The sequence below is a fragment of the uncultured Campylobacter sp. genome, assembly GCF_938017775.1.
GTDB lineage: Bacteria > Campylobacterota > Campylobacteria > Campylobacterales > Campylobacteraceae > Campylobacter_B.
Genome location: NZ_CALIIU010000038.1, coordinates 60,792 through 86,530, shown reverse-complemented (window position 1 = coordinate 86,530; position 25,739 = coordinate 60,792). Strand labels below are relative to the sequence as shown.

General features: G+C 49.7%; 23 protein-coding genes and 1 pseudogene. 6 read left to right on the top strand and 18 right to left on the bottom strand.

Annotation, left to right across the window (positions count from 1 at the left end; genetic code table 11):
- Positions 1–29 precede the first annotated feature (29 nt).
- The 5 genes from Q0537_RS05945 to Q0537_RS05925 form a co-directional block, all read right to left on the bottom strand.
- A complete protein-coding gene (locus tag Q0537_RS05945) occupies positions 30–1,166 on the bottom strand; it encodes a phospholipase A (RefSeq protein WP_299225987.1) in 1,137 nt (378 codons plus the stop codon).
- Positions 1,156–1,722, bottom strand: coding sequence for a molybdenum cofactor guanylyltransferase (locus Q0537_RS05940; RefSeq protein ID WP_299225984.1), 567 nt, complete (start codon positions 1,720–1,722; stop codon positions 1,156–1,158). Before Q0537_RS05940 ends, Q0537_RS05945 begins: the two co-directional genes overlap by 11 nt.
- Before the next feature lie 61 nt (positions 1,723–1,783).
- The gene (locus tag Q0537_RS05935; protein WP_299225981.1) at positions 1,784–2,560 is read right to left on the bottom strand and encodes a hypothetical protein; all 777 of its coding nucleotides are present in this window, start codon (positions 2,558–2,560) and stop codon (positions 1,784–1,786) included.
- A 252-nt stretch (positions 2,561–2,812) separates the two neighbouring features.
- The gene (locus Q0537_RS05930; RefSeq protein ID WP_299225978.1) at positions 2,813–3,172 is read right to left on the bottom strand and encodes a nitrous oxide-stimulated promoter family protein; all 360 of its coding nucleotides are present in this window, start codon (positions 3,170–3,172) and stop codon (positions 2,813–2,815) included.
- Between the two features lie 102 nt (positions 3,173–3,274).
- Positions 3,275–4,282, bottom strand: coding sequence for an AI-2E family transporter (locus Q0537_RS05925; RefSeq protein WP_299225975.1), 1,008 nt, complete (start codon positions 4,280–4,282; stop codon positions 3,275–3,277).
- 203 nt (positions 4,283–4,485) lie between these two features.
- Between Q0537_RS05925 and Q0537_RS05920 the strand changes: the two genes are divergently transcribed.
- Together Q0537_RS05920 and Q0537_RS05915 are read left to right on the top strand one after the other, a co-directional pair.
- A complete protein-coding gene (locus Q0537_RS05920) occupies positions 4,486–5,574 on the top strand; it encodes a class I SAM-dependent methyltransferase (protein ID WP_299225972.1) in 1,089 nt (362 codons plus the stop codon).
- Complete coding sequence (locus Q0537_RS05915; protein ID WP_299225969.1) at positions 5,574–6,053, top strand: hypothetical protein; 480 nt, start codon at positions 5,574–5,576, stop codon at positions 6,051–6,053. The genes Q0537_RS05920 and Q0537_RS05915 overlap by 1 nt, the downstream gene beginning before the upstream one ends.
- Positions 6,054–6,631: 578 nt before the next feature.
- On the opposite strand, the gene Q0537_RS05910 is transcribed toward Q0537_RS05915, so the two are convergent.
- From Q0537_RS05910 to Q0537_RS05870, 9 genes and pseudogenes are all read right to left on the bottom strand, one after another.
- Positions 6,632–7,024: a hypothetical protein gene (locus Q0537_RS05910; RefSeq protein WP_295150746.1), complete on the bottom strand. Its 393-nt coding sequence runs from the start codon at positions 7,022–7,024 to the stop codon at positions 6,632–6,634.
- Between the two features lie 513 nt (positions 7,025–7,537).
- Positions 7,538–8,152, bottom strand: a complete 615-nt coding sequence (locus Q0537_RS05905) for a hypothetical protein (protein WP_297902312.1) — start codon at positions 8,150–8,152, stop codon at positions 7,538–7,540.
- Positions 8,153–8,229: 77 nt separating this feature from the next.
- Positions 8,230–8,721 carry a hypothetical protein gene (locus Q0537_RS05900; RefSeq protein ID WP_299225964.1) on the bottom strand — a complete coding sequence of 164 codons (492 nt, stop codon included), beginning with the start codon at positions 8,719–8,721 and terminating at the stop codon, positions 8,230–8,232.
- 712 nt (positions 8,722–9,433) lie between these two features.
- Positions 9,434–10,123: a hypothetical protein gene (locus tag Q0537_RS05895; RefSeq protein ID WP_299225962.1), complete on the bottom strand. Its 690-nt coding sequence runs from the start codon at positions 10,121–10,123 to the stop codon at positions 9,434–9,436.
- Positions 10,123–11,418, bottom strand: coding sequence for a GNAT family N-acetyltransferase (locus Q0537_RS05890; protein WP_299225959.1), 1,296 nt, complete (start codon positions 11,416–11,418; stop codon positions 10,123–10,125). The genes Q0537_RS05895 and Q0537_RS05890 overlap by 1 nt, the downstream gene beginning before the upstream one ends.
- A gap of 131 nt (positions 11,419–11,549) precedes the next feature.
- Complete coding sequence (aroC, locus tag Q0537_RS05885; protein ID WP_297988446.1) at positions 11,550–12,665, bottom strand: chorismate synthase; 1,116 nt, start codon at positions 12,663–12,665, stop codon at positions 11,550–11,552.
- Positions 12,666–12,913: 248 nt separating this feature from the next.
- Positions 12,914–13,576 (bottom strand): annotated as a pseudogene (gene rnc / locus Q0537_RS05880) (ribonuclease III); the annotation flags it as partial.
- Between the two features lie 402 nt (positions 13,577–13,978).
- Complete coding sequence (gene rnhA, locus Q0537_RS05875) at positions 13,979–14,401, bottom strand: ribonuclease HI (RefSeq protein WP_297942460.1); 423 nt, start codon at positions 14,399–14,401, stop codon at positions 13,979–13,981.
- Positions 14,379–15,404: a tetratricopeptide repeat protein gene (locus Q0537_RS05870; RefSeq protein ID WP_299225955.1), complete on the bottom strand. Its 1,026-nt coding sequence runs from the start codon at positions 15,402–15,404 to the stop codon at positions 14,379–14,381. The genes rnhA and Q0537_RS05870 overlap by 23 nt, the downstream gene beginning before the upstream one ends.
- A gap of 60 nt (positions 15,405–15,464) precedes the next feature.
- Between Q0537_RS05870 and dnaG the strand changes: the two genes are divergently transcribed.
- From dnaG to Q0537_RS05850, 4 genes are all read left to right on the top strand, one after another.
- Positions 15,465–17,621 carry a DNA primase gene (gene dnaG / locus Q0537_RS05865; RefSeq protein WP_299225951.1) on the top strand — a complete coding sequence of 719 codons (2,157 nt, stop codon included), beginning with the start codon at positions 15,465–15,467 and terminating at the stop codon, positions 17,619–17,621.
- 9 nt (positions 17,622–17,630) lie between these two features.
- Positions 17,631–18,614, top strand: a complete 984-nt coding sequence (locus Q0537_RS05860; RefSeq protein WP_299225948.1) for an argininosuccinate synthase domain-containing protein — start codon at positions 17,631–17,633, stop codon at positions 18,612–18,614.
- Between the two features lie 195 nt (positions 18,615–18,809).
- A complete protein-coding gene (locus tag Q0537_RS05855; RefSeq protein ID WP_299225945.1) occupies positions 18,810–19,235 on the top strand; it encodes a hypothetical protein in 426 nt (141 codons plus the stop codon).
- The gene (locus Q0537_RS05850; RefSeq protein WP_299225942.1) at positions 19,232–19,363 is read left to right on the top strand and encodes a hypothetical protein; all 132 of its coding nucleotides are present in this window, start codon (positions 19,232–19,234) and stop codon (positions 19,361–19,363) included. The genes Q0537_RS05855 and Q0537_RS05850 overlap by 4 nt, the downstream gene beginning before the upstream one ends.
- Positions 19,364–19,605: 242 nt before the next feature.
- On the opposite strand, the gene Q0537_RS05845 is transcribed toward Q0537_RS05850, so the two are convergent.
- The 4 genes from Q0537_RS05845 to Q0537_RS05830 all read right to left on the bottom strand — a co-directional run bounded on the left by Q0537_RS05845 (position 19,606) and on the right by Q0537_RS05830 (position 25,717).
- Entirely contained in the window at positions 19,606–20,736 is a 1,131-nt protein-coding gene (locus Q0537_RS05845) for a hypothetical protein (protein WP_299225939.1), read from the bottom strand.
- A gap of 106 nt (positions 20,737–20,842) precedes the next feature.
- Positions 20,843–22,189: a CAP domain-containing protein gene (locus Q0537_RS05840; RefSeq protein ID WP_299225936.1), complete on the bottom strand. Its 1,347-nt coding sequence runs from the start codon at positions 22,187–22,189 to the stop codon at positions 20,843–20,845.
- Entirely contained in the window at positions 22,164–23,747 is a 1,584-nt protein-coding gene (pckA, locus tag Q0537_RS05835) for a phosphoenolpyruvate carboxykinase (ATP) (RefSeq protein WP_299225933.1), read from the bottom strand. The genes Q0537_RS05840 and pckA overlap by 26 nt, the downstream gene beginning before the upstream one ends.
- Positions 23,748–23,878: 131 nt before the next feature.
- Complete coding sequence (locus Q0537_RS05830; RefSeq protein WP_299225930.1) at positions 23,879–25,717, bottom strand: biotin/lipoyl-containing protein; 1,839 nt, start codon at positions 25,715–25,717, stop codon at positions 23,879–23,881.
- Positions 25,718–25,739: the final 22 nt, after the last annotated feature.

Sequence of the window (25,739 nt, the reverse complement as noted above, 5' to 3'; positions counted from 1 at the left end):
ATTTAGCCCGCGGCTCGGTGTCTGCGGCCTTAAAATTCTACGAACGAAAGACCCGCGCCGATCTTATTGACGCTGCGTTTATAATCCGCGAGGCTTTCGCCGTAGCCATTGAAGTAGCGCAGATAGCCGTAAAATCCGCTGTTAAAGATCGGGAAGCTATAGTTTAGCTCGATCGCGCCGCGGTTACTGCCGTCAAAATGCAGATTATTTCGCCACAGAGCGCTAAGTCGCTGCTTGCCGAAGGTGTATGACGCGCGCAGATCGCCGTAGCCCATATAATCCGCGATGTCCTCGTTCGTGCGGTCCAGCCAAAACGCATACCACGCTCTGGGGGTAATAGAAAATCCGTCCGCGCTCCAGGTGCTTTGTGCGTAGAGTCTATTCCACGAGCGCGATTCCTCGCCGCCCTTGCCGTTTGATTCGTGCATGGCGCCGATCTTTAGCTCATCCGCAAACGGCACCGGTGCGCTAACGTAGAGCTCGGGGCGGTAGTTGCTTTCGCGAAAAGGGGCGCTATCCTGCGTGATCTGCCACCAGGAATTTTGCGCGTAAGCAAATGAAATTTTCTCCCCAAACCCCAGTGCGTCGTAGGTAATCGGCCGCTCAAAGCTAAACTCAAAATGCAACTCATCCGCCTTACGATCGGGCTTTTTACTAAAATCGTGGGTGAAAAGCATATAGATCGGCTCGTAGTATTTAAGCCCCAAAAATCCAAAATTTCGACCATTTTGCTCGCCTTGCGGCGCGGAATTTGAGGCAGTGGAATTTTGCGGGAGCGAGGCGGAATTAGATGCTAAATTTGACGCGGAGCCTGACGTGGCCGAGTTTGTGTCTGCAAAATTTGACGAAGTGGAATTTGGCTCGATGGGTTTTGGCGCGGCGGAATTTTGTGCGAAAGAGTTTTGCGGCGGCGCAAAGCTTAAAACGGCGGTATCATTGTGCGAAGCGCGGTTTTCTGCGGACGAGGTAGAATCTTCTGCGACTTTTCGGCGCGGTTTATCGCCTTTATCCGCCAGGCTTGCTGCGGCAATCTTTTTGTAATAGATCATCGCGTTTTTGTAATCGCCTTTGGCCTCGTATTCGCTAGCCTTTGCGTATAGATCGGATAGGTCTTGTGCGGCTAGGCTCATGGCGCAAAATGCGAATGCTAAAGCTTTAAATTTCATCTACGCCCTTTAAATCGTTTTGATAATTTATATTTAAAAACTGCTCTTTGTTTTTGAAATTTAGCACTTTGGAATTTGCAGATCCGATGAGCGCGCCGATCTTATGCTCTCCTGCGCGGTAGAGCTCAAGCGCGCGCGGCGCGAGATCTGCGTCAAAAAATCCACACAGGCTATGTCTATGCGCTTCGTCGCCCGCCACGCAAATTTGCCCCTCCTGCTCGCTAAGAGCGCGAATAGTGGAAATTTCTACAAAAGGCATGTCGGCTGGGATGATAAAAATGCGCTCGCCGCTAAATGGCTTTAGCGCCGAATACAACGCGCCCATCGGCGAAAATTCCTCAAATTCATCGTAGATCATAGGAAGCGGCGGGTTAAATTTAGAGCTTTTGGCGCAGGCGAAAACCCGCTCAAACTCGCGGCTTAAGCGCGAGAAAAGAAAGTGCGTCATACTGGGATGCCCGCGAAATGGAAACAGCGCTTTGTCGCTGCCGAAACGCGAGCTTTTACCGCCGCAGAGAATGACGCAGGTTTTCATCGAAATTTCACCGGCTTTCATCGATCTTTATCGCGGCGAAATTTTAAATTTGAAAGTAAAATTTGAAAGAAGCGCAGGCATATCAGTCTTTTTGCATATATTTGGCTTTGCCAAGGGCGTTATTTGCGATGAACTGATAAAGGCTCGGCGCCTGAAGCTTGGCTAACTCTGGGTATTTGGCCTTAAGCGTCTTCCAGATGTCATAGACGCGCATACCGCTTGCGTAAAGCTTCATAATCTCGCTAAAATGCGGATCATAAAGGCTCGGCTTTTTATACAGCGAGAGTTTGCGGTCGGTATCAAGCACGGCGTTTGCCTCGATAAAAGCGGCAAGATCGCGCTCGCTTACTTTGGCAAAATCTTTTTCGTATTGAGATTTCATATATTTTAAAATTTCTTTATTGCTAACGCCTTGGAAGTGCATTTTCTTTATCTCGAAGCGATACGCGTATAAGAAATCCTCGCTTTTTTTGGCGGTTGCGCGAAGTCTTGTTTTTTCATCTTTGAACGTCACGGAGATGAAGTGCGTAAGCCCGGGCGCAGTAACGGCGTTTTTGAACGCTTCATCCTCCTCGCCGATCTTTTTTAGGATCGCCTTGACGGTGTAGCCCTCGGCAATAAGGTTTGAAATTTTATCTTTATAAGGTTTGTAATCGAATCGCACACGCCTAAAGCCCGTCTCGACACTGATTTTTTTATAGATTCTCGCATGCTCTCTAGATGTAAAATATCTCGATTTCAGCCCTTTGCGGAGTTGTTCGGCAACCGCGGTAAAATCGTCATAATCGGCGATAGACGCGATTAATTCCTTTTCGTTTACGACCCTGCCGTTAACGACCGCGATGGTAATGACCTTCATATTTTCTCCTTTGATTGGGCACAATTCTAACTTAAAACTATAAACTCAAATTTAATTATTTATTATCAAGGATTGCGGAGGATTTGCGTTTGCAAGGTAGAATTTTACGCGCTAAGATTTAGCATTTTGATTTATTTTATATCTTTTTTGCGCTTGTTCTCACGCTACTTTTTTATACTTTTTGCATAAGGATGAAGCGAGCTTGCAAAGATAAATTTTACCCGCAAACTCTAGCTGAATTATAAGTACAAGTTAGCTTTTTTTAAACGAAAAAAGCTTTTTGATCTTCGTAAGCCCAAGCTTCATGCCGCTATATTTCATCATCTTAGCCATATTTACCCACATTTCACGCTCGTAGCACGGATGCGGGCAGTGGTGACAGCGCGGCTTTTCGGTATGCGGGCAGGCACCAAGGCGCACGTAGGCATAGCGTAGCATTCGCTCACAGTCGCTACAGAGATGAAAGTGCGTCTGCACGAGCCCCTTGTCGTCTTTGTAGTTATGAAGCACGGCACCATCTTTTTTAGGCGCATCCGCATGCTTGCCATCGCAGTAAATTTGGATAAATTTCGTCACCGTGTTTACTTCGTAAATAAATTTTTCGCTCGTCATATTTGATCCTTTTGGGCGGATTTTATCTAAAAGAGACAAAAATACTCTTGAGCGCGCTCAAGCTAAAATTTATAGAATTTTAAAATTCCGCGGAATTTCGCTTTATCTTTCGACCTTGTTGCTTAATAGAGTCGCGATGAAGCGCGTTTTGTCATTTGAGGCAAGCGCGATCTGAATGCTCATCGTAAGCGGCACAGCCAAAAACAGCCCACCGATACCAAGCACGAAGCCCCATAGCAGCAGCCCTGCAAGTACGCTGATCGTTGAAAGCCCGAGCCCTTGCCCTAAAAATCGTGGCTCGATGATATTTCCGATCGCTACGTTTACAACCAAATAGATTGCGATAGTCCAGATGCTAGAGCTTATATCCATCGTAGCTAGCGTCACGAAAAGTGTCGGAAAGACCGCTACGATCGAGCCAATGGTGGGGATGAAATTTAGTACGAAGGCTAAAATCCCCCACAGCGCGGCATACGGAACTCCGAGCGCCCATAGTCCGAGCCCGATGAGCGCACCGGTGCAAGCTGAAGCGATAGTTTTAATTAGCAGATATTTTTTGAGGCTGGAGGCAAATTTCTTCACGAAAGTGTGCGTAGCACGGCTACTTTGCGAAAAATAGCGGATTTTTTCGTCGATCACAGAGCTTTCAAAGACCATAAATGAAACCATTATAAAAATGAAAAATCCCGTCGAGACTATCGAGCCTGTTTTGCGCAGTAGTGCAGATAGCTGCGCGGCGGCTTCGCTCGGATCAATGCCTAGGCTTGCGGCGTTAAGCTCTATGCCGAATAGAGAGAGCTTCGCACTCACGCCTCCTAGCACCTCTTCAAATTTTGCTTGCAGCTCGGGTAGGCGCGCTGAAAATTCCTTGATCGCATCGAAGATGACTGCGCCGAAAAACACTATAATCGCCACGAAGGCAAAGGTAATGATGAGGAAACTAAAGACGCGCCCGACGCGGATCTTTTGGACATAAAGCACCAGCGGCGAGACGAGCACCGTGATGAAAATAGCTAGCAAAAATGGCACGACGATAGCCTGCGCGGCTTTAAGACCAGCCAGGATGATTATGACGCAAGCAACCGACATCAAGGACATTTGAAGTTTCAAGGATTCTCCTAAATTTGACATTTTCGCAGAGCTTTTACGCGAAATTTTGGTGAAAGGATTTTAACTAAAATTCTATAAATTTTAAGACGGAATTTTAAAATTTCATCGCAAAATTCTAAGATATGCGCAAATTCTTAGCGGGCGCAAGAAAAGTTAGAATTTTTTGCTAAAATTTTGCGAAATTTACATAAGCAGGATCAAAAATGAAACTTCCCAAACAGCTTTTAGATCGTTACGGCGCCGAGCGTCAAAGCGCGGGCGAGGCGCAGCGGACGGCGAATGAGATCGCCTTTGCACCTGTAGTTTTTCAGGTAAGTAGGCTGATGAAAAAATTTGGAATTTTAAGCGCACTTCATGAGGTGGAGGGCGGGCTAAGCATAAGTGAGATCGTGCAGAAGCTCTCGCTTAGCGAATACGCCGTAAAGCTGCTTTTGGAAAGTTCGCTTAGCATCGGCACGGTGCTGCTGTGCGGCGAGAAATTTCGGCTTAGTAAGGCGGGATATTTTCTACTCACCGACGAGCTCGTCGGCGTGGATATGGACTTCATCCACGACGTGTGCTACGAGGGGCTCTTTAGGCTCGAAGAGACGCTAAAATCGGGCAAACCCGAGGGGTTAAAGGTTTTTGGGCAGTGGGCTACGATCTACGAGGCGCTTTCGCATCTTCCGCCGCACGTGCGCAAGAGCTGGCTCGCGTTTGATCATTTTTATTCGGATTTGGCGTTTGAGCCCGCGCTAGAGATCATTTTCTCGCGCAAGACGGATAAAATTTTAGACGTAGGCGGCAACACGGGGCGCTTTGCTAAGCGGTGCGTAGGCTACGACGAAAATGTGCGCGTCACGATAATGGATCTTGCGGGGCAAATTTCGATGATGAAAGACGCCGTCGCAGGCGAGAAGGGCGCAGGGCGCATAGAGGGGCTTGCGGCCGATCTGCTGGATCCTGCCACGCGCTTTCCGTACGGCTTTGATGCGATCTGGCTAAGTCAGTTTTTGGACTGCTTTGCAGAGGAGCAGATCGTAAGCATTCTCTCGCGTACGGCGGAGTCGATGAGCGAGCAGGCACGGCTTTATATTTTGGAGCCGTTTTGGGACAGACAGCGCTACGAAACCGCCGCGTATAGCATGACGCAGATCAGCGTGTATTTCGCCGCGATGGCAAACGGAAATAGCAAAATTTATCACTCGGACGATATGATTAAATTTGCGCAGCGCGCCGGGCTTAAAATTTCACGCATCCACGACGGGCTGGGCGTCGGACACACGCTGCTGTGCTGCGAAAGGGCGCGCTGATGGACGCGCAAAGCTTAAGCGCGCGGCTAAATAAGCCGATTAAAATTTTGCTAGTGCTTTTTGGAATCGGAATTTTGGCAAATGTGGCGATGGAATTTTATGCGGAGAAAAAACGCGGCGAGCTAGAGCGAAACTTCTGCGAAAGCAAACAGGTGCGAGATGCGCTAGCGCGGATAAACGAGGGCGTGCCGCGCAGGATCGACGATGCTACGACTTTAAAAGGCGCCGCATGCGAAGAGGGTAGCTTCATATACGATTACGCGCTAAATAGCTCGCCAAATTTAGATCTTAGCGCGCTAGATGCGGGTGATGCGGAAATTTTAAAAGAGATGCTGTTTGCCAAGGCGAAGGCTAGCTTTTGCAGCACGGAATTTTCGCAGCGCCTGCGGGAGCTCGGCAAAACTATGGTGTTAAATTACGAGATAGAGGGCTTGCCGCCGATAAAAATCGCGCTGGATAAAAGCAGTTGTGCGCAGTGAATTTTAAAACCCAAGCGAAGCATTTGATTAGCCGCGTTTTGTGTGGCGGTGCGTTAGCTGGCTGACACATCTGCAAGCTTGCAAGCGAGCTTGTGCTTTGACGCAAAATTTTATGCAAGCAGATCGCGGATACAATTCAGCAAGATTTCATCGCAGCAGGTGCAGCGTCACAATAAATTCTAAAATTCTGACTCAAAATCTACGATGCTGTTTCAAATAAAATTCCGTAACTTATAGAATTTCGCGCGAAAGCTTTACGCGGTGTTTGCGCTGCTACATAGATATAATTCCGCGTGAAATAGTCAAATTTTAATGAAAAACGCCACTGGCAGAACCTGACGCAAAATTAGATCGCGGCTTAAAAAGGACTCGCGCGTTTTAGCGCTTTGTGGTGACGAAATACACGCCGATCCGCGTCATGATATACGCGGCGGCGCGGTAAAAGTCAAGCAAAGATTTTAACATGTTACTTTTGCGCAGGCGAAATCAAAAGCGAAGCGGATAAATTTTAAGCGAATTCGGCGCGGGCGAGTAGGCAAAGGCTCACACCGCGCTAAATTTTAAATCTCGCGCAAGCGCTACTTGCAGTCGCTAGGCTTAAATTCTACCCTTATAAATTCTTCGCCACTTTTTATCTTATAGCTCCATATCGCGCTGTTTATTAGCGGATGCATTACTTTCATCTGGTTGCAAAAAATTTGCTTATTTTGACTATCTATGACATTTTGTATCACGGTTTTTTGATCATTTCCGACACTGTCAAATTTCATTCCCATGCCGTCATTTAGCTCGTAGTTATAGATGAAGCTGCCATCCTTGCACTCAGCACCCGTTAATGTGGTAATCTCGTCGACTCGCATCGGCGCACTCTTATTGATACCTTCCACAGCCGCTTTGAGTTGGACATTATCGCAACTTGGTGCCGCAAAAAGCGCCGCGAAAGCAAACGGAAGCAATAAAAACTTTTTCATAATTCTCTCCTTAAAAAATTTAGTAATGATATAAAAATTAATATTAATCGGTGCTTTAAATTTAGGGCGAATCTTTTGGTACTGCGAATATAAAATTTATGCAAGCAGGGCAGAGAACGTGAAAAGTTTATTTGCGGAGTTTAGCCCTAAAAAACGGAATTAGGCAGTATGTCAAGGTGCGGAATTTATCGGCTTGCCGCACTTAAATATGGGCTGCCAAGTTAATTTCATAACGTGATTTTTACGGAATTTACCCAGCTTGTGATATTAATTCGATGTCTAGAGCGCTGGCAAACTCGATATCAAAATCCAATGCCCCCAAATGAGTAAATCCCGCAAGAAAGCGCGTCTATGGGAGCTTTAAAGCCATATTAATTATATCGCCAGATAGAGCTTAGGCGCGACGATCCGCAAGCGCGTGCCGTAAGATCGCCGCGACAAATTTTACCACAAGACGGCAGGTAAAAATAAGCAACCAGATGTCGCTTACCACGCACAAAGGCGCAAGCACGATTAATTATCGTTGATTACGTCCAAAATCTCTCTAGCGTGCACGGCGTAATCATTCGCCATCGATTTTTGAAAGATCCCGCCGATCTGCGCGTATGAGCCCTGACCGCCGCCGAAGAATTCCTCCTCGCCGAAGTTGCGCTCGTTTACGGCGATATTTTGGTTGTAGATCGGCTTTCCGTTTTTAAACATTTTTAGACGTAGATTGTAGCGCACATAGGGCTTTGCCGAAACATCGATGCCGTCAGAGCTGTAAAAGCCAAAGCCGAATGAGCTAAGCTCAGGCGCGATAACGAGCCCTTTGCCTTGCAGCGCTTTTTCGTCGTCGGTGACGCTCACGCGCCTTAGGTAGGTGCCGAAGAAGCGCTTTGCCTCGCCTGCGACGAACTCGCCGACGTCGATTTTAAGCTCATCGTCTCTGCCTAACTTCGAGCTTGCGACGTAGCTTTTTGTCCCCATTAGCTCGCCAGGGATGTAAATGAGCGCACTTTGCATGGCGTTGGTCGCGCTTATAGTGTCGTCAAACGGCGCTACGTCGGCGTTTTGATTAAACTGCGCTTCATATGCGCAACCGCTAAAAAGCGCGCAAACTATTGCGGCTAGAAAGAAATTTTTCATTGTTTGCTCCGTGTAAAAATTTTTGTAATTCTACCCCGCGGGTCTAAATTTTACGCTGAAACGGGCGGAATCGCTCTTCAATCCAAGCTAAAAAACCGTCTAAGCTTTCGCTTAAACGTGTCTTTTGGAATTTGCGTATCGCTAAAATCATCGCTCCAAATTTCGTTTTTATCGGTAAACAAGCCTTTATTTTGCGCCTGCGGCATAAAGACCACTTTATCCGTAACTTGGACGCCTTTTTGCTTAAAATACTCTAGTATCTCATCCAGATCTCGCCTAGAATATATATTTATAAGGAAGTAATTTCTATTTTTGAACCTTAGCACGATATTTTTGCGGATTAAGCCCAAAGGCTCATCCGCTCTTATCAGCATATAAATTTTAAACGGCAAGATGAATAATATAAAATTTATCGTAAGATATAAAAACAATACAGCCTTTCCTATGTGTACCCCTATGGACGACTTTTTATACAGCTCGTATGACGAAAAATAGTGAAATCTTCCGTAGCTATCGTATAGCTCTGATATAACGCAAAAACTCACCTTATCTATTCGCAGGCATTGCAAATTTTTATTATTTCCTCTTTCTTGACAAAATAAAAATCATTTAGCGCTTGATTTAGCGATCCAGGCTTATCGTCGAAAGCATTTATATAGCTGATTTTATTATTTTCCAATAAAAAATACGCGGGGCTGCCCTTTCTTTTAATAGGCCAAAGTAATGTAGCCGGCAACAATAAAAAGACCACTACGATAAACATAACTAAATCGGCACTAAAATGCGTGTAAAATTTCAAGTTTAACGGAGTAACTTCTAGATTGAATATTTTATATAGGCAACCGAGTGAAAGAAAAAGAACGATATTGTTTTGAAAGTAAACCGCCCTATCTATGATTTTGATCGGCTCTTTGTCTTAGTCCCTCATAAAATTCCTTTTCGGTATGATTTTTGACGAAGCGCATTTTATCACCGCCTTGCTTTCGGTGCGTTTAAAGGTCGGGGTATTTGCGGAGGCTCTTGCGGCGAGGCGAGTTGCGACGAACGGCGACCATCCTCGTTAAGCGGACGGACAATGTGGCGCTCTTTGCGACTAGCTATGGGGCTTTTCAGACACAGAGCGATCTCATCTGCGATTGCCGCGGACGGAATTTTGCTCGAAATCTAACCCCAATCTCGCCGCGAAATACTCGCGCAGCATCCGCCTTTGCGCTTCGTTTACGTTTAGCCGTAGCCAAACTACTCCGCGGGTCTAAATTTTACGCTGAAAACCGAAAAATTTCACGCCTTAATGTCGTAGCTGAAATTTTTCAAAAAATATATACGTAAAGCTTCACGCTCGGCGCGGCTAGGACGGATGCAAAAAAATACCGCCGCGCCCGTATCGTCCTTGCCGCGCAGTAGCAGGCAGTCGCGCAGTCGTAGCCCCGCTCGTCCGTCTAGCCTCCGCGCGACGACGAGCTTTGAGGCGATCAAAATAGCAAAAATGCCCGCCGCTGCATAGATCGCAGCTTCGACAAAGCCGAATTTGATCGTCAAAAACACGCCCGCGACGTATGCGAAAAGAAGCAAGAATTTTAAAATTTCTTGCAGTTTCAAAAACCGCTCGTAGCTTATAAACGGCACGCGAAATGTCCGCACGAATCCGAATGACGGCTCTATCAGATCGACGCATCCAAGCATAAGATCGTATTTGTCTAGCCCTCTGCGAAAGGATATTTTAAGCTCGTCAAATTCCACGCGCGCCGCCTCTTTGCTACCGCTTCGCAGATAAAGTAACGCTAAAAACAAAAAAACGATCGTCAGGCTAGGTTTGGCTCGCTGCGAGCGTAGCAGGCTGTCCGTGTAAAACAGCTCCCCCGATCCGCCGATGTCCAAAGAGATAAAAATGCAAAAAAACGCAAGGATAGAGGCGGAGAAAATTCTATAAAACGTATCGTCGCAGATGAGGCTGAATTCGGACTTTTGCATTAGTTTTTGTATAGCGGCGCGTCGGTGATTTTAAATCTAAATTTATTGCCTGCGCCGATAAATTTCACGAAGCTCGCTACGTCAAAGCCCTGCTGCGGCGCGCTTAGCGGCGGTTTAGCAAGGATCTCGAAGCTAAGACCTGCGTAGTTGAAAAACTTGCCGCAGCGCCGAAAGCCGTGTCTGCCGTAGAATTCTATGCGGCGCAGGCGTTGCGCGAGATTGGGCGCGTCCTCGTGCGGAGGCTCGACGTCAAGGACGATTTGCGCGCTTGGATTTTGCTCGGCAATGAGCGCGAGCAGCCTTGAGCCGATCCCTAGTCCGCGAAATTTCGCATCGATGCCAAGGTAGGCCACGTAAAAAATCTCGCTTTCTCCGCCGCTTGGAATTTCACTCTCATCGCGACGCGAAATCCCGCTTTCCGAGGCGATCGATGAAATTTTGCCATCTGCGGCGCTTGATGAAATTTCATCCCTTCTGGCGCTTGATAAAATTTTGCCGCCCGCACCGCAAATCGAACAGTCTGCAGCGGTTAAAATTTTGCTATCTGCGCTCGCATTTAAAATTTCATCGCCGCCAAGAGACTGCGTTTTTCGGTCTGCGATTTTACCAATCGTATCGTTTGAAAATTCTGCTTCTGAAAATTTCACTTCGTCACCTGAAATTTCATCCTCTGCGCCTTCAAATTCCACGCCGCTATGGGCTTTGGATCTTAAAATTTTATCCGCATTGAGGCGAGGCGGCGGCTGTTTGTGGTGCAAAACCGCGCGCTTGTAGGTTTGCTCGGTCCTATAGACGCAAAAGCCAACCAGCTCCTCGCCGCTTAAATTTTGCGCCGTCGTGGCGCAATTATCCGCAGAGCCGCAATTTTGGCTCGCTTTGCTGGGATTTTTACTTTTCAAGCTGGATTTTTCACACGTCGCATTAGATTTTTTATCAGCCGCGCCGCGATTTTCGAAACTCAAAAAGGCTAATTCTACCGCGCCGCAGTCGCTCGCATCGGAATTTTTACTCGCAACATCGCGATCTTGGCTAGCTTCGTCGCAATCTTGCTTTACCGCGCAAAAATCTTGTTTCGGCGCGTTTAAATTTTCGCTCGCCGCGTGATGTTTATCAGCCGCGCCACCGCCCAGGGCGCTAAAATCCTCGAAAATCGCCGCGATTTCAAGCTGTCCTTTGCGCGACATTTTTAAGAAATTTTTTATGCTGATACGCTCGATTTCGGGGAACGCCGCGACGTTGATCGCCTCTATGCGCGCGATCAGCGCCGAATCCTCGCCGATACGCTCAAGTCTCATTTGCCCTCCTTGTCGCGATAGCCCTACCGCGTAAATTTAAAATTTGCCCGCCTCGCTCGTGGGAATTTCATCGCTCGGCCCTTGAAATTTCATTAAATTTCGCAAAATTTCGCCGCACCGCCCGTCTAAATTTAATCCTCGCCGTAAATTCGCTTTAAATTTCCCAGCGTCGCGCTTGCGTTTAGCAGCAGCGCATCGGCGATCGCCAGCCGCGCCATCGCGGTGGCTACGACGCTGCCGCGCACGGCGATACACGGATCGTGCCGCCCGCGCAGCTCGCAGATCGCGTCTGCGCCGTGCACGTCCACGCTGTGCTGCGCCATAAAAATACTCGGAGTGGGCTTAAAATGCGTCGCAATCTCGATAGGCGCGCCGCTGCTTATACCGCCTAAGATCCCGCCTGCGTTGTTGCTTGCAAAATTTGCGCCGATCTTGCCGCCGTTGGTGCGGATCAAATTTTTACTAGCGTGCATAAAATCGTTGTTTTCGCTGCCTTTTAGCGTGCTTACTTTCACTCCAGCGCCGATCTGCACGGCCTTTACGCCGTTTATGCCCATCAGCGCGCCCGCAAGCGTCGCATCCAGCTTGCCGTACAGCGGCTCGCCGAGCCCCGCAGGCACGCCCGTGACGCGCGTTAGCACGCAGCCGCCGATACTATCGCCAGCATTTTTGACGCTTAGAATTAACTCCTTCTGCGCGCCCTCCACAGCGGGATCGAGCGCGAAAATTTCGCTATTTTGCGCAAAATCAAAATTTAAATCTTTGGCGTAAATTTCGCCCACGCCGTAAATCCCGCTTTTTACGGAAATTTTAAAGTGATTTAGCAAAATTTGCGCAAACGCTCCCGCAGCCGCGCGTACGGCGGTTTCGCGCGCGCTTGCTCGCCCGCCGCCTCGGTAATCGCGCAGTCCGTATTTGGCAAAATATGAAAAATCGGCGTGTGCGGGGCGGAAAATATCCTTTAGATTTTCGTAGTCCTTCGAGTGCTGGTTTGCGTTGCGGATGATAAATCCGATCGGCGCGCCGGTGCTGCGACCGTCAAAAATCCCGCTTAAAATTTCGATCTCGTCGGCTTCTTTGCGCGGCGTAGCGTATTTGCCGCCCGGCTTGCGGCGGTCAAGCTCGCTTTGGATATTTGAAATCTCGATCGCCACGCCTGCCGGAAAGCCGTCCAAAACGCCGCCGATCGCCGCGCCGTGGCTCTCGCCGAAGGTGCTAAGGCGCAATCTCTCGCCGAAGGTGTTCATAGCGCGTCTCCTTGATCGCCGCTGCTTTGTTTATCCGTATCACGCCCGCTTCGCTCATTGCTTTTTTTAGCGCTCGGCGTGCCGCCCGATGTGCCGGCGCGATCGCTCTTTGCGCTGCCCCGCGCTCGTCCGCTGCTGCCTTGTGAGCCTTTTTTGTCGTCCTGAGCGCAGTTCGCGCGGCTTTGTGCTTCGCTATCGCATGCTGTTTGCTCGCTATTTGTCGCGCTAGTGCCGTGTGAGGCGCTGCTTTGTAAAAGCTCGAGCGCAATTTGCGCGCATTTTTGCTCGGCCTCTTTTTTGCTCGCTCCCACGGCGGATGAGAGCCGCCTGCCGCCAACAAGCGCCGCCATTTCGAAGCTTTTTTTGTGATCGGGGCCGCTCGAGCCCAAAAGGACATATTCGGGCGTGACGCCGAATTTTGCCTGCGTGAGCTCTTGCAGCGCGGTTTTGTAGTCTTTAACGAGCTCGTTAAAGCTGATGCGCGGATAGAGGATTTCTAAGATTGCGGTCGCGATGCGGGCCGTGTTTTGCAGCCCGCTCTCAAGATAGACGGCGCCCATTATCGCCTCAAAGGCGTCCGAAAGCAGCGATGGCTTCTCGCGCCCGCCGTTGCGCTCCTCGGACAGCGACATATTAAGGTTCTCGCCGATGCCCAAAAATTTTGCAAATTTAGAAAAGCTGCTTTCGTTCACGAGTGCGGCGCGCAGCTTGCTCAGATCGCCCTCGTCGCTGCTAAATTTTTTGAAAAGATACTCGCCCACGATCAGATCCATCACCGCATCGCCTAAAAATTCTAGCCTCTCGTTGTTGTGTCCGTTTTTGGCGCTTTTGTGCGTAAGAGCGATCTTGAGGTGGGTTAAATTTTTAAATTTATAGCCCAGTTTTTCTTGTAATTTTTCTAAATTTTGCATTATCAACCTTTTTATAAAATTCTATGAAATCCGCGGCAACTCGTATGCAAATGGCGCCTGGTGCGAAGGAAACCCGTGCAAGCGGAACGAACGAGTGCAAGCACAGCCCGCGCCAAATTTGCACTAATGCGCCGAATAAAACGCACCGTCGCCGATCCGAGGCGAATAAAATTTAAACGTGCCTGCTAATTCTAACACAAATCGCGCCGAAGCCCACTTGCCGCAAATTTAATCTTCGCCAAAAACACGCCTGCCCTCAAATACAAAAGCCCGATTGCGTGAACCAAACTCGCTAAAACCGGCTTCGGGCGATAAAATTTACGCCGAAGCGGCTCTGCGTACAAAGCAAACGCGGGCAAATCCATGCTAAATCCGCGTAACCGCGAGCTTCGCCATAGAATTTCAGCCCTTTATCGCTTCTGCAGCCGCGCGAGCCATAGCGTCGCACTCCTCGTTTTGCGGATGACCCGCATGCCCCTTGACCCACGAGGCCTTGATCTCGTGAGGCGCCGCCGCCGTAAGGTATCTGCGCCACAGATCCGCGTTTTTCTTGCCCTTAAAATCGGTAACGACCCACTTTGCAAGCCAGGAATTTATCGCCTTGACGACATACTCGCTATCGGTAAAAAGCTCGACGCGGCAGGGCTGCTTAAGCGCGCTAAGCCCCATTATAGCGGCCGTTAGCTCCATTTGATTATTAGTCGTCATCGCTTCTGCGCCGCTTGCCTTTTTTATCGCGTCGCCGTACTGCAAGATATAAGCCCAACCGCCCGCTCCTGGGTTTCCGAGACAGCTGCCGTCGCTAAAAAGTTTGACCGATTTCACCGGTTTTCTCCGAAATTTGCGCCCTGATCTCCATGCTGCCTAGCTCGTAGCAGACCGGGCAGCGGTGCGAAAAAAGCCCCACCGAGCTTTTGCACTTCGCGCAGGTGTAGCTAAAGCTAAGCCCCGCGTCCTCAAAGCCCGCATCTTTCATAGCCATAAGCGCGTTGATCTCAAAAATTTTACTCGCGCTCTTAGGCTTTTGATCGCTTCTTCCAAGCGCGTAAAAAAGCGCGTTGTACTCCGCATCCTGCGTATTTACCGCCGCAGGAAAATCATAGATTAGATCGATCGCCTGCTCGATCGGCGGGAAGCGCTCAAAGCCCTCCATAGGCTCTTTGTTTTTGATAAAAAGCTCCATGCAGAACCGCCCCGAGCCTTTGAAGTTTAGCTTTGAAATTTTAGCGATCTTCTTGTTAAACGGCGTATTGGCGTCGTTTGCGATGATCTGGGCGCGCTCGAACTGGCTTTGGGCATATACTTCGGCGTCCTGCTCGCGCAACGCGTCAAGCACCTCAAGCGCCTCATTAAAGCGCTTCAGCCGCTCATAAATCACCGTAAGATGCGTAAGAGCCTCTTTGTTTCTCGGGCGCAACTTCAGCGCCTGTAAAAACACCTCTTCGGCGCGCCCTAAAAAGCCCGCTTTGAAATATACGATACCGAGATTGGTGAGGATAAATTCCCTCTGCACGCCGCCGCTAGCCTTGCCTAGCGCGATTAGATAAATTTCTATCGCGCGCTCGAAGTCGCCGCTTTTTACGAAAGAGCTAGCCAAAATTCCAAGCGTAGGGATGTCTATCTGCGGGCTTGCTAAAAGCTGTCTGTGCTCGGTGCTAAGCGCGTCTAGGGTGTCAAATTTTTTGATAAAATTCTCTAAACTCTGCCTCTCGTTTTTTTTAGAAAAAACTCCCCAAATATAGCTTAGAATCGACACTAGCAAGATTATGCTTATCAGCATGATAAGCCCGAAAATCGGGTCGCGATCGTCTAAGAAAAAATTATCCAAATCAAACCTCGTCGCAAAAATAAAGGGCAATTATAGCAAAGTGCGGGTATAATTTCGCTTATGATTAAAAACGAAAGTATAGAAAATCTGCTGGCCACCGTAGATATAGTAGACGTCGTAGAAAAATATGTCCCGCTTAAGCGCAGCGGCGCAAATTTCGTGGGCGTCTGCCCCTTTCACGACGATTCGCATCCGAGTATGAGCGTGAGTTCAAAGCTTGGAATTTTTCACTGCTTTTCGTGCAAGGCCGGCGGCAACGCGATTAAATTTATCCAAGATTACGAAAAGATAAGCTTTCCAGAAGCGGTCGAAAAGCTTGCGGGGATGTATAATTTCGCGCTGCAATACACCGGCGCCAAAGTCCAGGAGCGCAGCGAAGAGAAGAAGGTGCTCGGGATTTTAAACGCCTACTATCAAAGCTGCCTTTACCAAAATCCTGCCGCCGTGAAATACCTGCACGATCGCGGCCTAAGCGAACAAAGCATTCGCAAATTCGGCCTTGGCTACGCAGGAGCTAGCGCGCAGACGATCAGGGTTTTGCAAAATGAAGAAATTCCGCCGCAAGATGCGCTAAATGCGGGCGCGGTGAAGCAAAACGAGCGCGGGCTTTATGCTAGCTTCATCGAGCGCATCACCTTTCCGATCTACAACCACGCGAGCAAGCTCGTGGGCTTCGGCGGTCGCACGATAAGTGACAACCCTGCCAAATACGTCAATTCGCCGCAGTGCGCGCTGTTTGATAAATCTAAAATTTTCTATGCATTCGACCTTGCGAAAAAAAGCGCGATCGCCAAAAAAACTCTCATCATCACCGAGGGCTACATGGATGTCATCATGCTGCACCAAGCGGGCATCGACAACGCCGTAGCAGTGCTCGGCACGGCGCTGACGCCCGCTCATCTACCGCTTATAAAGCGCGCGGAGCTTAACGTCGTGCTTAGCTTCGACGGCGATGCCGCGGGCATCAATGCGGCGATGAAATCGGCGCGGCTTTTGTGCCTGAATAAGATCGACTCAAGCGTCGCTATAATCGGCGGAGGCGCCGATCCCGCGGATATGATAGTCGCGGGCAAGGTGCGCGAGCTAGAGCAAATTTATGCTAGTGGCATGGAGAGCGGGGAGTTTCTGATTCGACAGATCGCTAAAAAATATGACCTCGCCCGCCCTGTGCAAAAAGAGGCTGCGCTAAATGAGATCAAAGAATTTACCGCAGCGCTCGGCCCCGTGCTAGCCGAGTCCTACCAGAGCCTAGTGGCGCAAATTTTAAACGTCTCGCCGGGTTCGTTCAATCTCTCTAGCGGCGGTAAAAATTTCGGCGCGGACTTTGAGGGACGAAATTTTAACGAGAGCGGAGGCTTCGGCTCTCGCGATTTCGGCTCTTACGGAGGGCGTGGCGCAGACGGCAGGGGCGGTGCGAACGGGAACTTAAACGGCGGAAATTTTGTTCGCGCGCAAAACACGGCGCGCTACGAAAGCTCCGCGCCGCCTACCGCTTCGGCGAGGGCTGGGCGGACGCTACTGCGCCGCAAGGAGATCGCCGAGCTTCAGATCATAAAATCGATGCTGCTTGATGGCGAGATGGCACAGCTTGGGCTCGGATGCTTGGAGCGGCGCGATTTTCGCATGCACGGCGATATCTTCGAGGCGTTTTTGGCTTTTGCTCGCAGCGGCGTGAATTTTAAAAATTTCATCGCGGTCGGTAATGCGAATGGTAGCGCTTTCGAAAATTTTACTGCAGGCGGCGCTGGAGAAAATTTTATCCGTAGCGAGAGCGTAAATTTAAAAGGCGACGAGAGCTCTAGCGAGCAAAATTTTATCGGGCAAGACTCTGCGGGCGTCGTAAATTTAAAAGGCTCCTCCGCGCAGCAGGGCGCAAACGACGGCAAGAAGCAAGAGAGTGCAAATAACGACGAGAGACGGAGCTCAAACAGCGCCGCAAAGCAAGGCGAAAAGAAAGCTGCCGCTCAAAATGCTCAAAGCGCTCAAAGCGTCCAAAATGCCCAAAGCGTCGAAAACGAAGCCTTTGAAAATCTGCGCGCGCTAGCGCTAGATGATGAAATTTTGCCGATCGGCGGCGCGGCGCTTTTTAACGACGCGTGCAAAATTTTACGCCGCAACGCCCTGCAAGATCTGATGCAAAAGCTCAAAAACTCCGACGCGCCCGACAAGATCGAGCGGATCTTGGAGTATCAAAAAAAGATCAATCAACTCAAGTAAAGGAACGAAATGAAGGCATTGGCGCTCTTTAGCGGCGGGCTTGACTCCATGCTCGCGGTCAAACTCATCGTCTCGCAAGGCATCGAGGTGCTCGCGCTGAATATGGATATCGGATTTGGCGGAAAGGACGATAAGAGCGAGATCATGCGCCGCAGAGCCGCAGCTGCGGGAGCGGATTTTAAAAGCGTCGATATCAGAAGCGAATATCTACAGCGAGTGCTTTTCGAGCCCAAATACGGCTACGGCAAGCACTTCAACCCTTGCATTGACTGCCACGGATATATGTTTAAGACTGCGCTCGCGATGCTGCAAAGCGAAGGGGCGAGCTTCATTATCACGGGCGAGGTGCTCGGACAGCGCCCGATGAGCCAGCGCGCACAGGCTCTAGCTCAGGTCGGCGGGCTTAGCGGCGATGAGGAGGGGCTGATCCTGCGCCCGCTGTGCGCGAAACTGCTGCCGCCTACGACGCCCGAGATCAAGGGCTGGGTTGATCGCGACGCGTTGCTTGATATCAGCGGGCGCGGGCGCACTAGGCAGATGCAGCTGGCGGCGGAGTTCGGCTTTGAGGATTACGAAACGCCCGCAGGAGGCTGTCTGCTGACCGTGCAGAGCTTCAGCGAGCGGATCAAGGATGCGGTAAAATTTGAAAAGATCGAAACGCCCGCGGATGCTGAAATTTTAAAATTCGGACGCCATCTGCGCCTGCCGGGCGGCGCGAAGCTCATAATCGGGCGAGATGAGAGCGATAACAAAAAGCTTGCCGAAGTGCAAAATCCGAAATTTAGCGAGATAAAATTTAAAGATGACGTCGTGGGCGCGCTAAGCCTCATAAGCAGGGGCGCGAGCGAGGCGGATAGAGAGCTTGCGGCGAGGCTGGCGCTAACATACACCAAAACGGACGCCGCGCGCAGCTACGCCCTGCTCATAGAGGGCAGCGAGCTGAGCGCAAACCCCTTTGAGAGCAAGGATGCTGCGCGCGAGTACTTTGTGTAAAATCTAAACCGCGATCTAGGTTGTATTAATAGAAATAAAAACGATACATAAGCGCAAGAAGCTGCGATAGCAGATACAAGAGTAAAATTTAAATGGCAACGCCCGAAATAAACCGAAAATGCGTCAGGCTCAGAGTTAAATTTAACCGCCGCGAGCGCTAAATTTAAACAAATTTTATAAATTTAAGGAGCGTTTATGGAGTATTTCAAACCGTTTTTCGTAAAGATCGCAGGGCGCGCCAGAGATGACGATCATACGAGCGCGCATGAGCAGATCATCGCGCCGCTACTGCAAAATGCGCTCGCCGCCTACGTCTATAACGGGCGTAAAGATAGCATCGTGGGGGCATTCGGCAGCGTGGAGCACCCGCTAAACTTGAGCGAGTTTAGTTTCCTCGTGCGCGAGCGGGGTAAATTTCGCCTCGATCTCTCGCGAGAATGCGTAAACGGCGCCGAAATTTTTTGGAACGCTTGCAGTTTTAGACGCGGCTCGGTCGTTGTTTTGCTTGAGGGCGAGTTTGATATGGCGCCTATTTTACGCCGCTGCGCCGAGATAAGCATATACGAAACGCCAATATGGGCAACAGCCCCGCAGCGACCAAGCTTGCCAAGCGTGCGATGAGCGAGGGGCGGATCGCCGTGCTTTTTAGCGCGTCAAACGGGATAGAGTGGATCGATATCTACGCTCCCGAGGCGGTACAGGCTAAAATTTTAAAACTTGCGGATGAGATAAACGGGGATGAAATTTAGAAATTTAAAAGCAGGACTCCGCATTAAATTTCACGCAGGATAGGCATTATGCGCCCCTGTGCGCGCAGGCAAAAACAGAAGTCGCAAAAAATCAAGCCTCGCCTTGCTTGCGATTTTAATTTATGACTTTTTCGTCGCGAGCGATAAAATTTGCGGCGGCAGATATGAAATTTAAAACAGGATATTTGCCGAAATAGCGCTGTTTATGGATAATTTAGATTGCGCTGCGCTTCGGATAAATTTTAAAAATCCCGCACCGCATCAAACCACTCCTGCGTTTTGCTCTGCGGTATCTCAAAGCGCGCATTATCAGATATCTGGCGTACCGCCACATAAGCGTCCTCGCGCTCGGGCGTCTCGATATCCGGTAGCTTATTTATCGCGCCTACGAGCCCCTCTACGACCGCTCTTGCTTCGCGCTCGCAGCTTGCTTTTTTGATCGCTTTTAGCACGGTTTTGTAGGCGCGGCTTTGCCGTTTTTGCCCTCCACAGTTTGTAAAGGGGGCGTTAAACTCGCTCTCAAACCACGCCTTTTTACGCAGCTGCGCGACGGCGGCGTACTCAAACTCTCGCGTTTTAGCAGGCGCGGCAAGCTCCTTTTTAAGCGCCTTGCCTGCGTCTTGCTCGACATTCCACGCGATAAAATAATTAAGCCCGCTCCACGAGCTAGGCGGCCCGCTCAAATCGCGGCAGTATCTTATCTGGATGGAATTTAATCCCTCAAGCTCGCTAAGGGCGCGCAGGTTGCAGACCGCGCCGTTTAGACTGACGCTTTTTAGCGCGGAAAACTGCAACAAACTCTCGCAATCAAATGGCTCGCAGCAAACGGGCGCGTCTATTTCTATGCGCTCTATGCCTACTAGCGCCGTAAATACCAGTAGCTTAAACGGCTCCACGCCCTCGGCGCCATCCTCGCGAAAGCAAAAGGAAACGTCTTTAAGTCCGCTCGCGTCCTCGATCGTAAAATTTTCTGCCTTGCCGTAAAATTCCGCCTTGCGCGTATCTGCGCCGAGTCGAACGCAAATTTTAAAGCGATCGCAGTCTAGGCTTAGGCGGCGGATGTGAGCCTTGCTAAGATCCAGCGAGACGTCTTTTTGCAGCGCCCAGAAAAAGCTCTCTATCTCACGCTCCTGCGACCACTGCGCAAAACCCGCGTCGTTGCCCGCGTAGTAGAAAAACCTGGGCCAATGCCCGCCGGCCGGTATTTGCATGCCGTCAAATGCGCTCCACGAAATGGGCGTATCCGCATCTACATAGGCATCGCCGTAGCCCTTAGGCGTGATACTAAAGCTGCCTTGCCCCGCGGGGATATCCACCTCATGGCTATTTTCACCCATTAGCGAAATATAAAATTTACCTTCATTTTTTGTCATGATCTATCCTTTTGTCTGCCTTTTGCAAGCGGTGCGTCGCGTCTGCAAAGCAAAACCCCTAGCCTGTAAGCGGGCATTGCGCCAAATAGCCCTCCCGCACCCGTCATCACCGCTTTCTTGCTAAAAGATAAAACAAAATGATCGCTGCTAAAACCACCGCGATTGCGGCGTAAATTTTGCCCATGCCGCCGTAGCTTTTGGAGTCGTCGCTTAAATACAGATTTATTATCGCACCGTTGTCTGTCGAAATTTCAAGCTTCGCGCCCTTTGCGCCGTTTAGCTTTACGCGCAGCATATTCGCCGCGGGGCTTGAAATTTCGGGCTTATCCATAAAAGAGTAGCTGGTTTTGTAGCTTTTCATCAAATCGTTGCAGTCTTTGGGGGCTACGAATATATCGTAAAATGCGCCGTTTTTTACGCTCAGATTTTCTCCACCTTGCACGACGAAATATCTAAATTTAGGCGCTTGCGTGATAAACTCCCACCGTAGCGTTTTTTGCTTGCCGCCCTGCTCGTAATTAAACTCCGCGCCGTATTTGGTGTCAAATTTAAAAACCTCTCTGCTGAAAAGCACGAACTGCCTATCGCTTAAAATGGCGTTAGGATCGGAGTTTTTGTCTAAAATTTTAACGTTTTGAAGCTCCCTGCCGCCTTCGTAAATTTTAAAACTTTTCATCGCTACGGGCGGTCCCTCGGCATTAAATTCCACGCTTACAGGATTTGCGGTGATTTTGCACTCTGGCATGGGATCTGGAATTTCGTTGCTGAAAAATGCAAGCGCGGGCTCGTCGTTCGGGTAGTAAACGTAAGGGCGCGAGTTTAGCGCAGTGGCGCTTTTGAACTTATCCTCCTTCATCCGTAGTGTTTCATTTTTACACATCCCCAGTAGAAATTTGCCGCTTCCTTCGTCGTTTAAATTTCGTAAGCAAAAGGCGTTGAGGCGCGAATTTCCCATCTCAAAAACGTAGCTACTTTTTTTGCCGTGCTCAAAATAGCCGATGCCGATCTCATCCGAGGCAAAATCCAAAAATGCAAATCTATGGTAAATCGCGCTTAAAAGCCCGTCGATCGCGCTTTTTAGATCGCTTGAGTTATAGGATAAATTTTCACTCACGACGGCATTATAGCCTGCGTAAAAAGCGCGCTTTGACGGATTTTCGCCCGTAAAATTCGGCTTGCCCGGACTCTCGTCGTGAGACATCGCCTCGTTTGCGACGACATATTTTGCGTGATTAAGCGCGGAGGTGTTTAAAATTTCATTCTGCGAAAGCTGATTTAGCCCCGATTTTGCGCGCACATTGTTGATGTAGCTTAGCGGATCGTCGTAAAAGGAAAAGCCGCTCATCGCAACGAGCGGCTGTTTTAAATTTGAGGGGGTATTTTCGCATGCGGCAAAAAGCGCGCAGATCGCCCCAAGACCCAGGAGCCTAAGCCGTAGGGCCCGCTTTAGCAAACTCGACCCCTTCTTTTACGTCCTCGTAGCGTTTAAAATTCTCTTCAAACATCTTTGCTAGCTTATCGCGCGTGATCTTATATTCCGCCGGGTGCGTCCACGTATTAATAGGATTTAGCAGCTTCGTCTCGACGCCTGCGAGCTCTTTTGGGATCGCGAGGTTAAAAATACCAAAATTTTCAAACTCGCACTTTTTGATACTGCCGTCCAGGATCGCGTTTATGCATGCGCGCGTGGCTTTGATGCTCATTCGCTTGCCTACGCCGTACGCGCCGCCGCTCCAGCCGGTGTTTACGAGATAGACGCTGACATTATGCTTATCGATCTTTTCGCCTAGAAGCTTAGCGTAAACGGTCGGGTGCAGCGGCATAAACGGCTCGCCGAAGCACGCGCTAAAGGTCGCCACGGGCTCGGTGATACCGCGCTCGGTGCCTGCGACTTTGGCTGTATAGCCGCTTAGGAAATAATACATCGCCTGCTCTTTGGTTAGTTTTGCGACCGGCGGCAAAACGCCGAATGCGTCGGCGGTTAAGAAGATGATATTTTTCGGATGGCCGCCAGCAGAGCTTGGCTCGTAGTTATCGATGTGATAGATCGGGTAGCTGACGCGGGTGTTTTCGGTCTTGCTGCCGTCTTTGTAGTCCACGACGCCCGCCTCATCCGCGACCACGTTTTCAAGTAGCGCGTCGCGTTTGATCGCGGCGTAAATTTCAGGCTCGCTGCTCGGGTCTAAATTTATGCACTTCGCGTAGCAGCCGCCCTCGAAGTTAAATATCCCCTCATCGTCCCAGCCGTGCTCATCGTCGCCGATCAGCTTGCGGTTTGGATCGGTCGAGAGCGTCGTTTTGCCCGTGCCGCTTAGACCGAAAAATAGCGCCGTATCACCGTCCTTGCCCACGTTTGCCGAGCAGTGCATGCTTAGCTTGCCCTCAAGCGGTAGCCAGTAGTTCATCATAGAAAAAATTCCCTTTTTCATCTCGCCGCCGTACCACGTACCGCCGATAACGGCGACGTTTTCCTCGACATTAAATATAACGAAAACGTCGGAGTGCAGCCTGTCGCTCGCGTAATCTTCGTTTTTGCATTTGCACGCGTTGTAAACGACGAAATCGGGATGAAATTCCGCAAGCTCGCTCTCGCTTGGGCGGATGAACATATTTTTAACAAAATGCGCTTGCCACGCGACTTCAGTTACGAAGCGCACGTTTTTACGGCTGGATTTGCTGGCGCCGCAATAGGCGTCTTGGATAAAGATTTCCTTGCCGCTTAACTGAGCTTTAGCTTTGGCTAAAAGTTTATCGAAAAGCTCTTTTGAGATAGGCTGATTTATCTTGCCCCAGGCGATGTATTTTTGGCTCGGGTCCTGCTTTACGAAGTACTTATCCTTTGGGCTACGACCCGTAAAGATGCCCGTATCGACCATAAAGGTGCCGTTACTTGACACGCGTCCCTCGCCCATAGCCTTTTCAAGCTCGAAAAGCTCGTCGTAGCTTAAGTTGTAGTTGATTTTTTTGATATTTTTAAGACCTAGTTTATCCAGATCGTTCGGAGTTGTCATTTTGCGTCCTTTTTAAATTAAATTTTGATAAAAGATTGCGCTATTATAGCTTAAAATTTAGGTGAGCTCGCTTAAGCACCGAGGATGATCGCCATGAAATTTAGGCGGAAGCACCCGCCTAAATTTGGAATTTATCTTAAAATCGCGAGCACCTGATCGGCATCGACCGTATCGCCTTGAGCGATCAAAATTTTATCGATTATGCCATCACGCGGACTTTCGATATTTATCTCCATCTTCATCGCTTCAAGCACGATGACATTCTGTCCTGCCTTAACAGCGTCGCCTTCCTTTATTAAAATTTTAAATACGTTGCTAGGAAGCGTCGCTTTTATATCGTTATCGTCCGCACCACCTCGCGCGTTAGCAGTGGGCTGCTCGCCGGCGGAGCTTTGCGGCTGCGGCTTCGCGGGCGCTGAGGTATCGAAGCTGACGTCGTATCGATCGCCGTTTACGAGCACATTTTGCCCGGCGAATTCTACGCTGTAAATTTTGCCGTTAATTTTAACGTCAAATTTGCCGTTTTTAGAAATACCGCTTTGATGACTTGCGGCAGGTGCTACGTCCTCTTTTTTACGACTCATCACCTTGCCCTCGCCCTTCAAAAACGCGATGCCCTTTTCTTTGCACGCAAGCGCGATAAATATGTTCTCCTCGTTAGGTTCGATGCCCTGCTCGCGTAGAATCTTCTGCGCATACGCGACGCTCTTGTTCTCGTCGGCATCGGCTATATCTACGGCGTGTTTAGTCGTAGGCTGTAGTCCCAGCTGCTCCGCCGCCATCTTAATCACGCCGTCATCGGGTTTAACGGGCGTTTTGCCGAAATAACCTAACACCATCTTGCCGTAGCCTTCGGCGATCTTTTTCCACGGACCAAACATTACGTTATTAAACGCCTGCTGGAAATAAAACTGACTAACCGGCGTTACGCTCGTGCCGAAACCGCCCTTTTCGACGACTTCGCGCATAGCCTTGATGACGGCTGGGAATTTGTCTAAAATTTTATTATCGCGCATCATCTGAGTGTTTGCGGTAAGCGCGCCTCCAGGCATTGGGCTAAACGGAATGAGTGGGCTTACCTGCGTAGCCTCGGGCGGCATGAAATAATCCTTCAAGCACTCGCCCAAAACCTCTTCGTATTTTAAAATTTTCTCTGCATCTAGCCCCAGATCGAAATTTTGCCCCTTCGTCGCGTGCAGTAGCGTAAGGATGTCCGGCTGGCTGGTGCCGCCGCTTACGGGATGCGCGGCAAGATCGATGCCGTCTACACCCGCTACGAGCGCAGCCTGATAGCATGCGACGCTAACGCCCGCCGTCTCGTGTGTGTGCAGGCGGATATGCACGCCGTCGCCTAAAATTTTACGCGCGCGCTTGATCGTCTCATAGACCTTCTGCGGGCTGCTGGTGCCGCTTGCGTCTTTGAAGCAGACGCTGTCGAACGGAATCTGCGCGTCTAAAATTTGACGTAGAATTTTCTCATAAAACGCCGCATCGTGCGCGCCGCTGCATCCCGGCGGCAGATCCATCATCGTAACCACGACTTCGTGTTTAAGGCCGTGGCGATGTATGCACTCGCCGCTAAATTTTAAATTTTCCACGTCGTTTAACGCGTCGAAATTTCGAATCGTCGTCGTGCCGTGTTTAGCAAAAAGTTTGGCGTGCAGATCGATGATCTCGCGGCTGCCGGTATCGAGCGTGACGGTATTTACACCGCGGCTAAGGGTCTGCAGGTTCGCCTCAGGCCCCACGATGCTTCTAAATTTATCCATCATCTCAAAGGCGTCTTCGTTTAGGTAAAAATACAGGCTTTGAAACCGCGCGCCGCCGCCAAACTCGAAGTGCGTGATGCCCGCGTCTTTTGCCGCGCTAACGGCAGGCAAGAAGTCCTCCATCGCCACGCGCGCACCAAAAACTGACTGAAATCCGTCGCGAAAAGTCGTATCCATAACGTCGATAAGCTTTTTAGCCATTTTTAGCTCCTAGGTTAAATTT

What these genes read in the sequence shown, in the direction of transcription:
- Q0537_RS05945 (WP_299225987.1), bottom strand. Translation starts at nt 1,166, where the DNA reads ATGAAATTTAAAGCTTTAGCATTCGCATTTTGCGCCATGAGCCTAGCC.
- Q0537_RS05940 (WP_299225984.1), bottom strand. Translation starts at nt 1,722, where the DNA reads ATGAAAGCCGGTGAAATTTCGATGAAAACCTGCGTCATTCTCTGCGGC.
- Q0537_RS05935 (WP_299225981.1), bottom strand. Translation starts at nt 2,560, where the DNA reads ATGAAGGTCATTACCATCGCGGTCGTTAACGGCAGGGTCGTAAACGAA.
- Q0537_RS05930 (WP_299225978.1), bottom strand. Translation starts at nt 3,172, where the DNA reads ATGACGAGCGAAAAATTTATTTACGAAGTAAACACGGTGACGAAATTT.
- Q0537_RS05920 (WP_299225972.1), top strand. Translation starts at nt 4,486, where the DNA reads ATGAAACTTCCCAAACAGCTTTTAGATCGTTACGGCGCCGAGCGTCAA.
- Q0537_RS05915 (WP_299225969.1), top strand. Translation starts at nt 5,574, where the DNA reads ATGGACGCGCAAAGCTTAAGCGCGCGGCTAAATAAGCCGATTAAAATT.
- Q0537_RS05910 (WP_295150746.1), bottom strand. Translation starts at nt 7,024, where the DNA reads ATGAAAAAGTTTTTATTGCTTCCGTTTGCTTTCGCGGCGCTTTTTGCG.
- Q0537_RS05905 (WP_297902312.1), bottom strand. Translation starts at nt 8,152, where the DNA reads ATGAAAAATTTCTTTCTAGCCGCAATAGTTTGCGCGCTTTTTAGCGGT.
- Q0537_RS05895 (WP_299225962.1), bottom strand. Translation starts at nt 10,123, where the DNA reads ATGCAAAAGTCCGAATTCAGCCTCATCTGCGACGATACGTTTTATAGA.
- Q0537_RS05890 (WP_299225959.1), bottom strand. Translation starts at nt 11,418, where the DNA reads ATGAGACTTGAGCGTATCGGCGAGGATTCGGCGCTGATCGCGCGCATA.
- aroC (WP_297988446.1), bottom strand. Translation starts at nt 12,665, where the DNA reads ATGAACACCTTCGGCGAGAGATTGCGCCTTAGCACCTTCGGCGAGAGC.
- dnaG (WP_299225951.1), top strand. Translation starts at nt 15,465, where the DNA reads ATGATTAAAAACGAAAGTATAGAAAATCTGCTGGCCACCGTAGATATA.
- Q0537_RS05860 (WP_299225948.1), top strand. Translation starts at nt 17,631, where the DNA reads ATGAAGGCATTGGCGCTCTTTAGCGGCGGGCTTGACTCCATGCTCGCG.
- Q0537_RS05855 (WP_299225945.1), top strand. Translation starts at nt 18,810, where the DNA reads ATGGAGTATTTCAAACCGTTTTTCGTAAAGATCGCAGGGCGCGCCAGA.
- Q0537_RS05850 (WP_299225942.1), top strand. Translation starts at nt 19,232, where the DNA reads ATGAGCGAGGGGCGGATCGCCGTGCTTTTTAGCGCGTCAAACGGGATA.
- Q0537_RS05845 (WP_299225939.1), bottom strand. Translation starts at nt 20,736, where the DNA reads ATGACAAAAAATGAAGGTAAATTTTATATTTCGCTAATGGGTGAAAAT.
- pckA (WP_299225933.1), bottom strand. Translation starts at nt 23,747, where the DNA reads ATGACAACTCCGAACGATCTGGATAAACTAGGTCTTAAAAATATCAAA.
- Q0537_RS05830 (WP_299225930.1), bottom strand. Translation starts at nt 25,717, where the DNA reads ATGGCTAAAAAGCTTATCGACGTTATGGATACGACTTTTCGCGACGGA.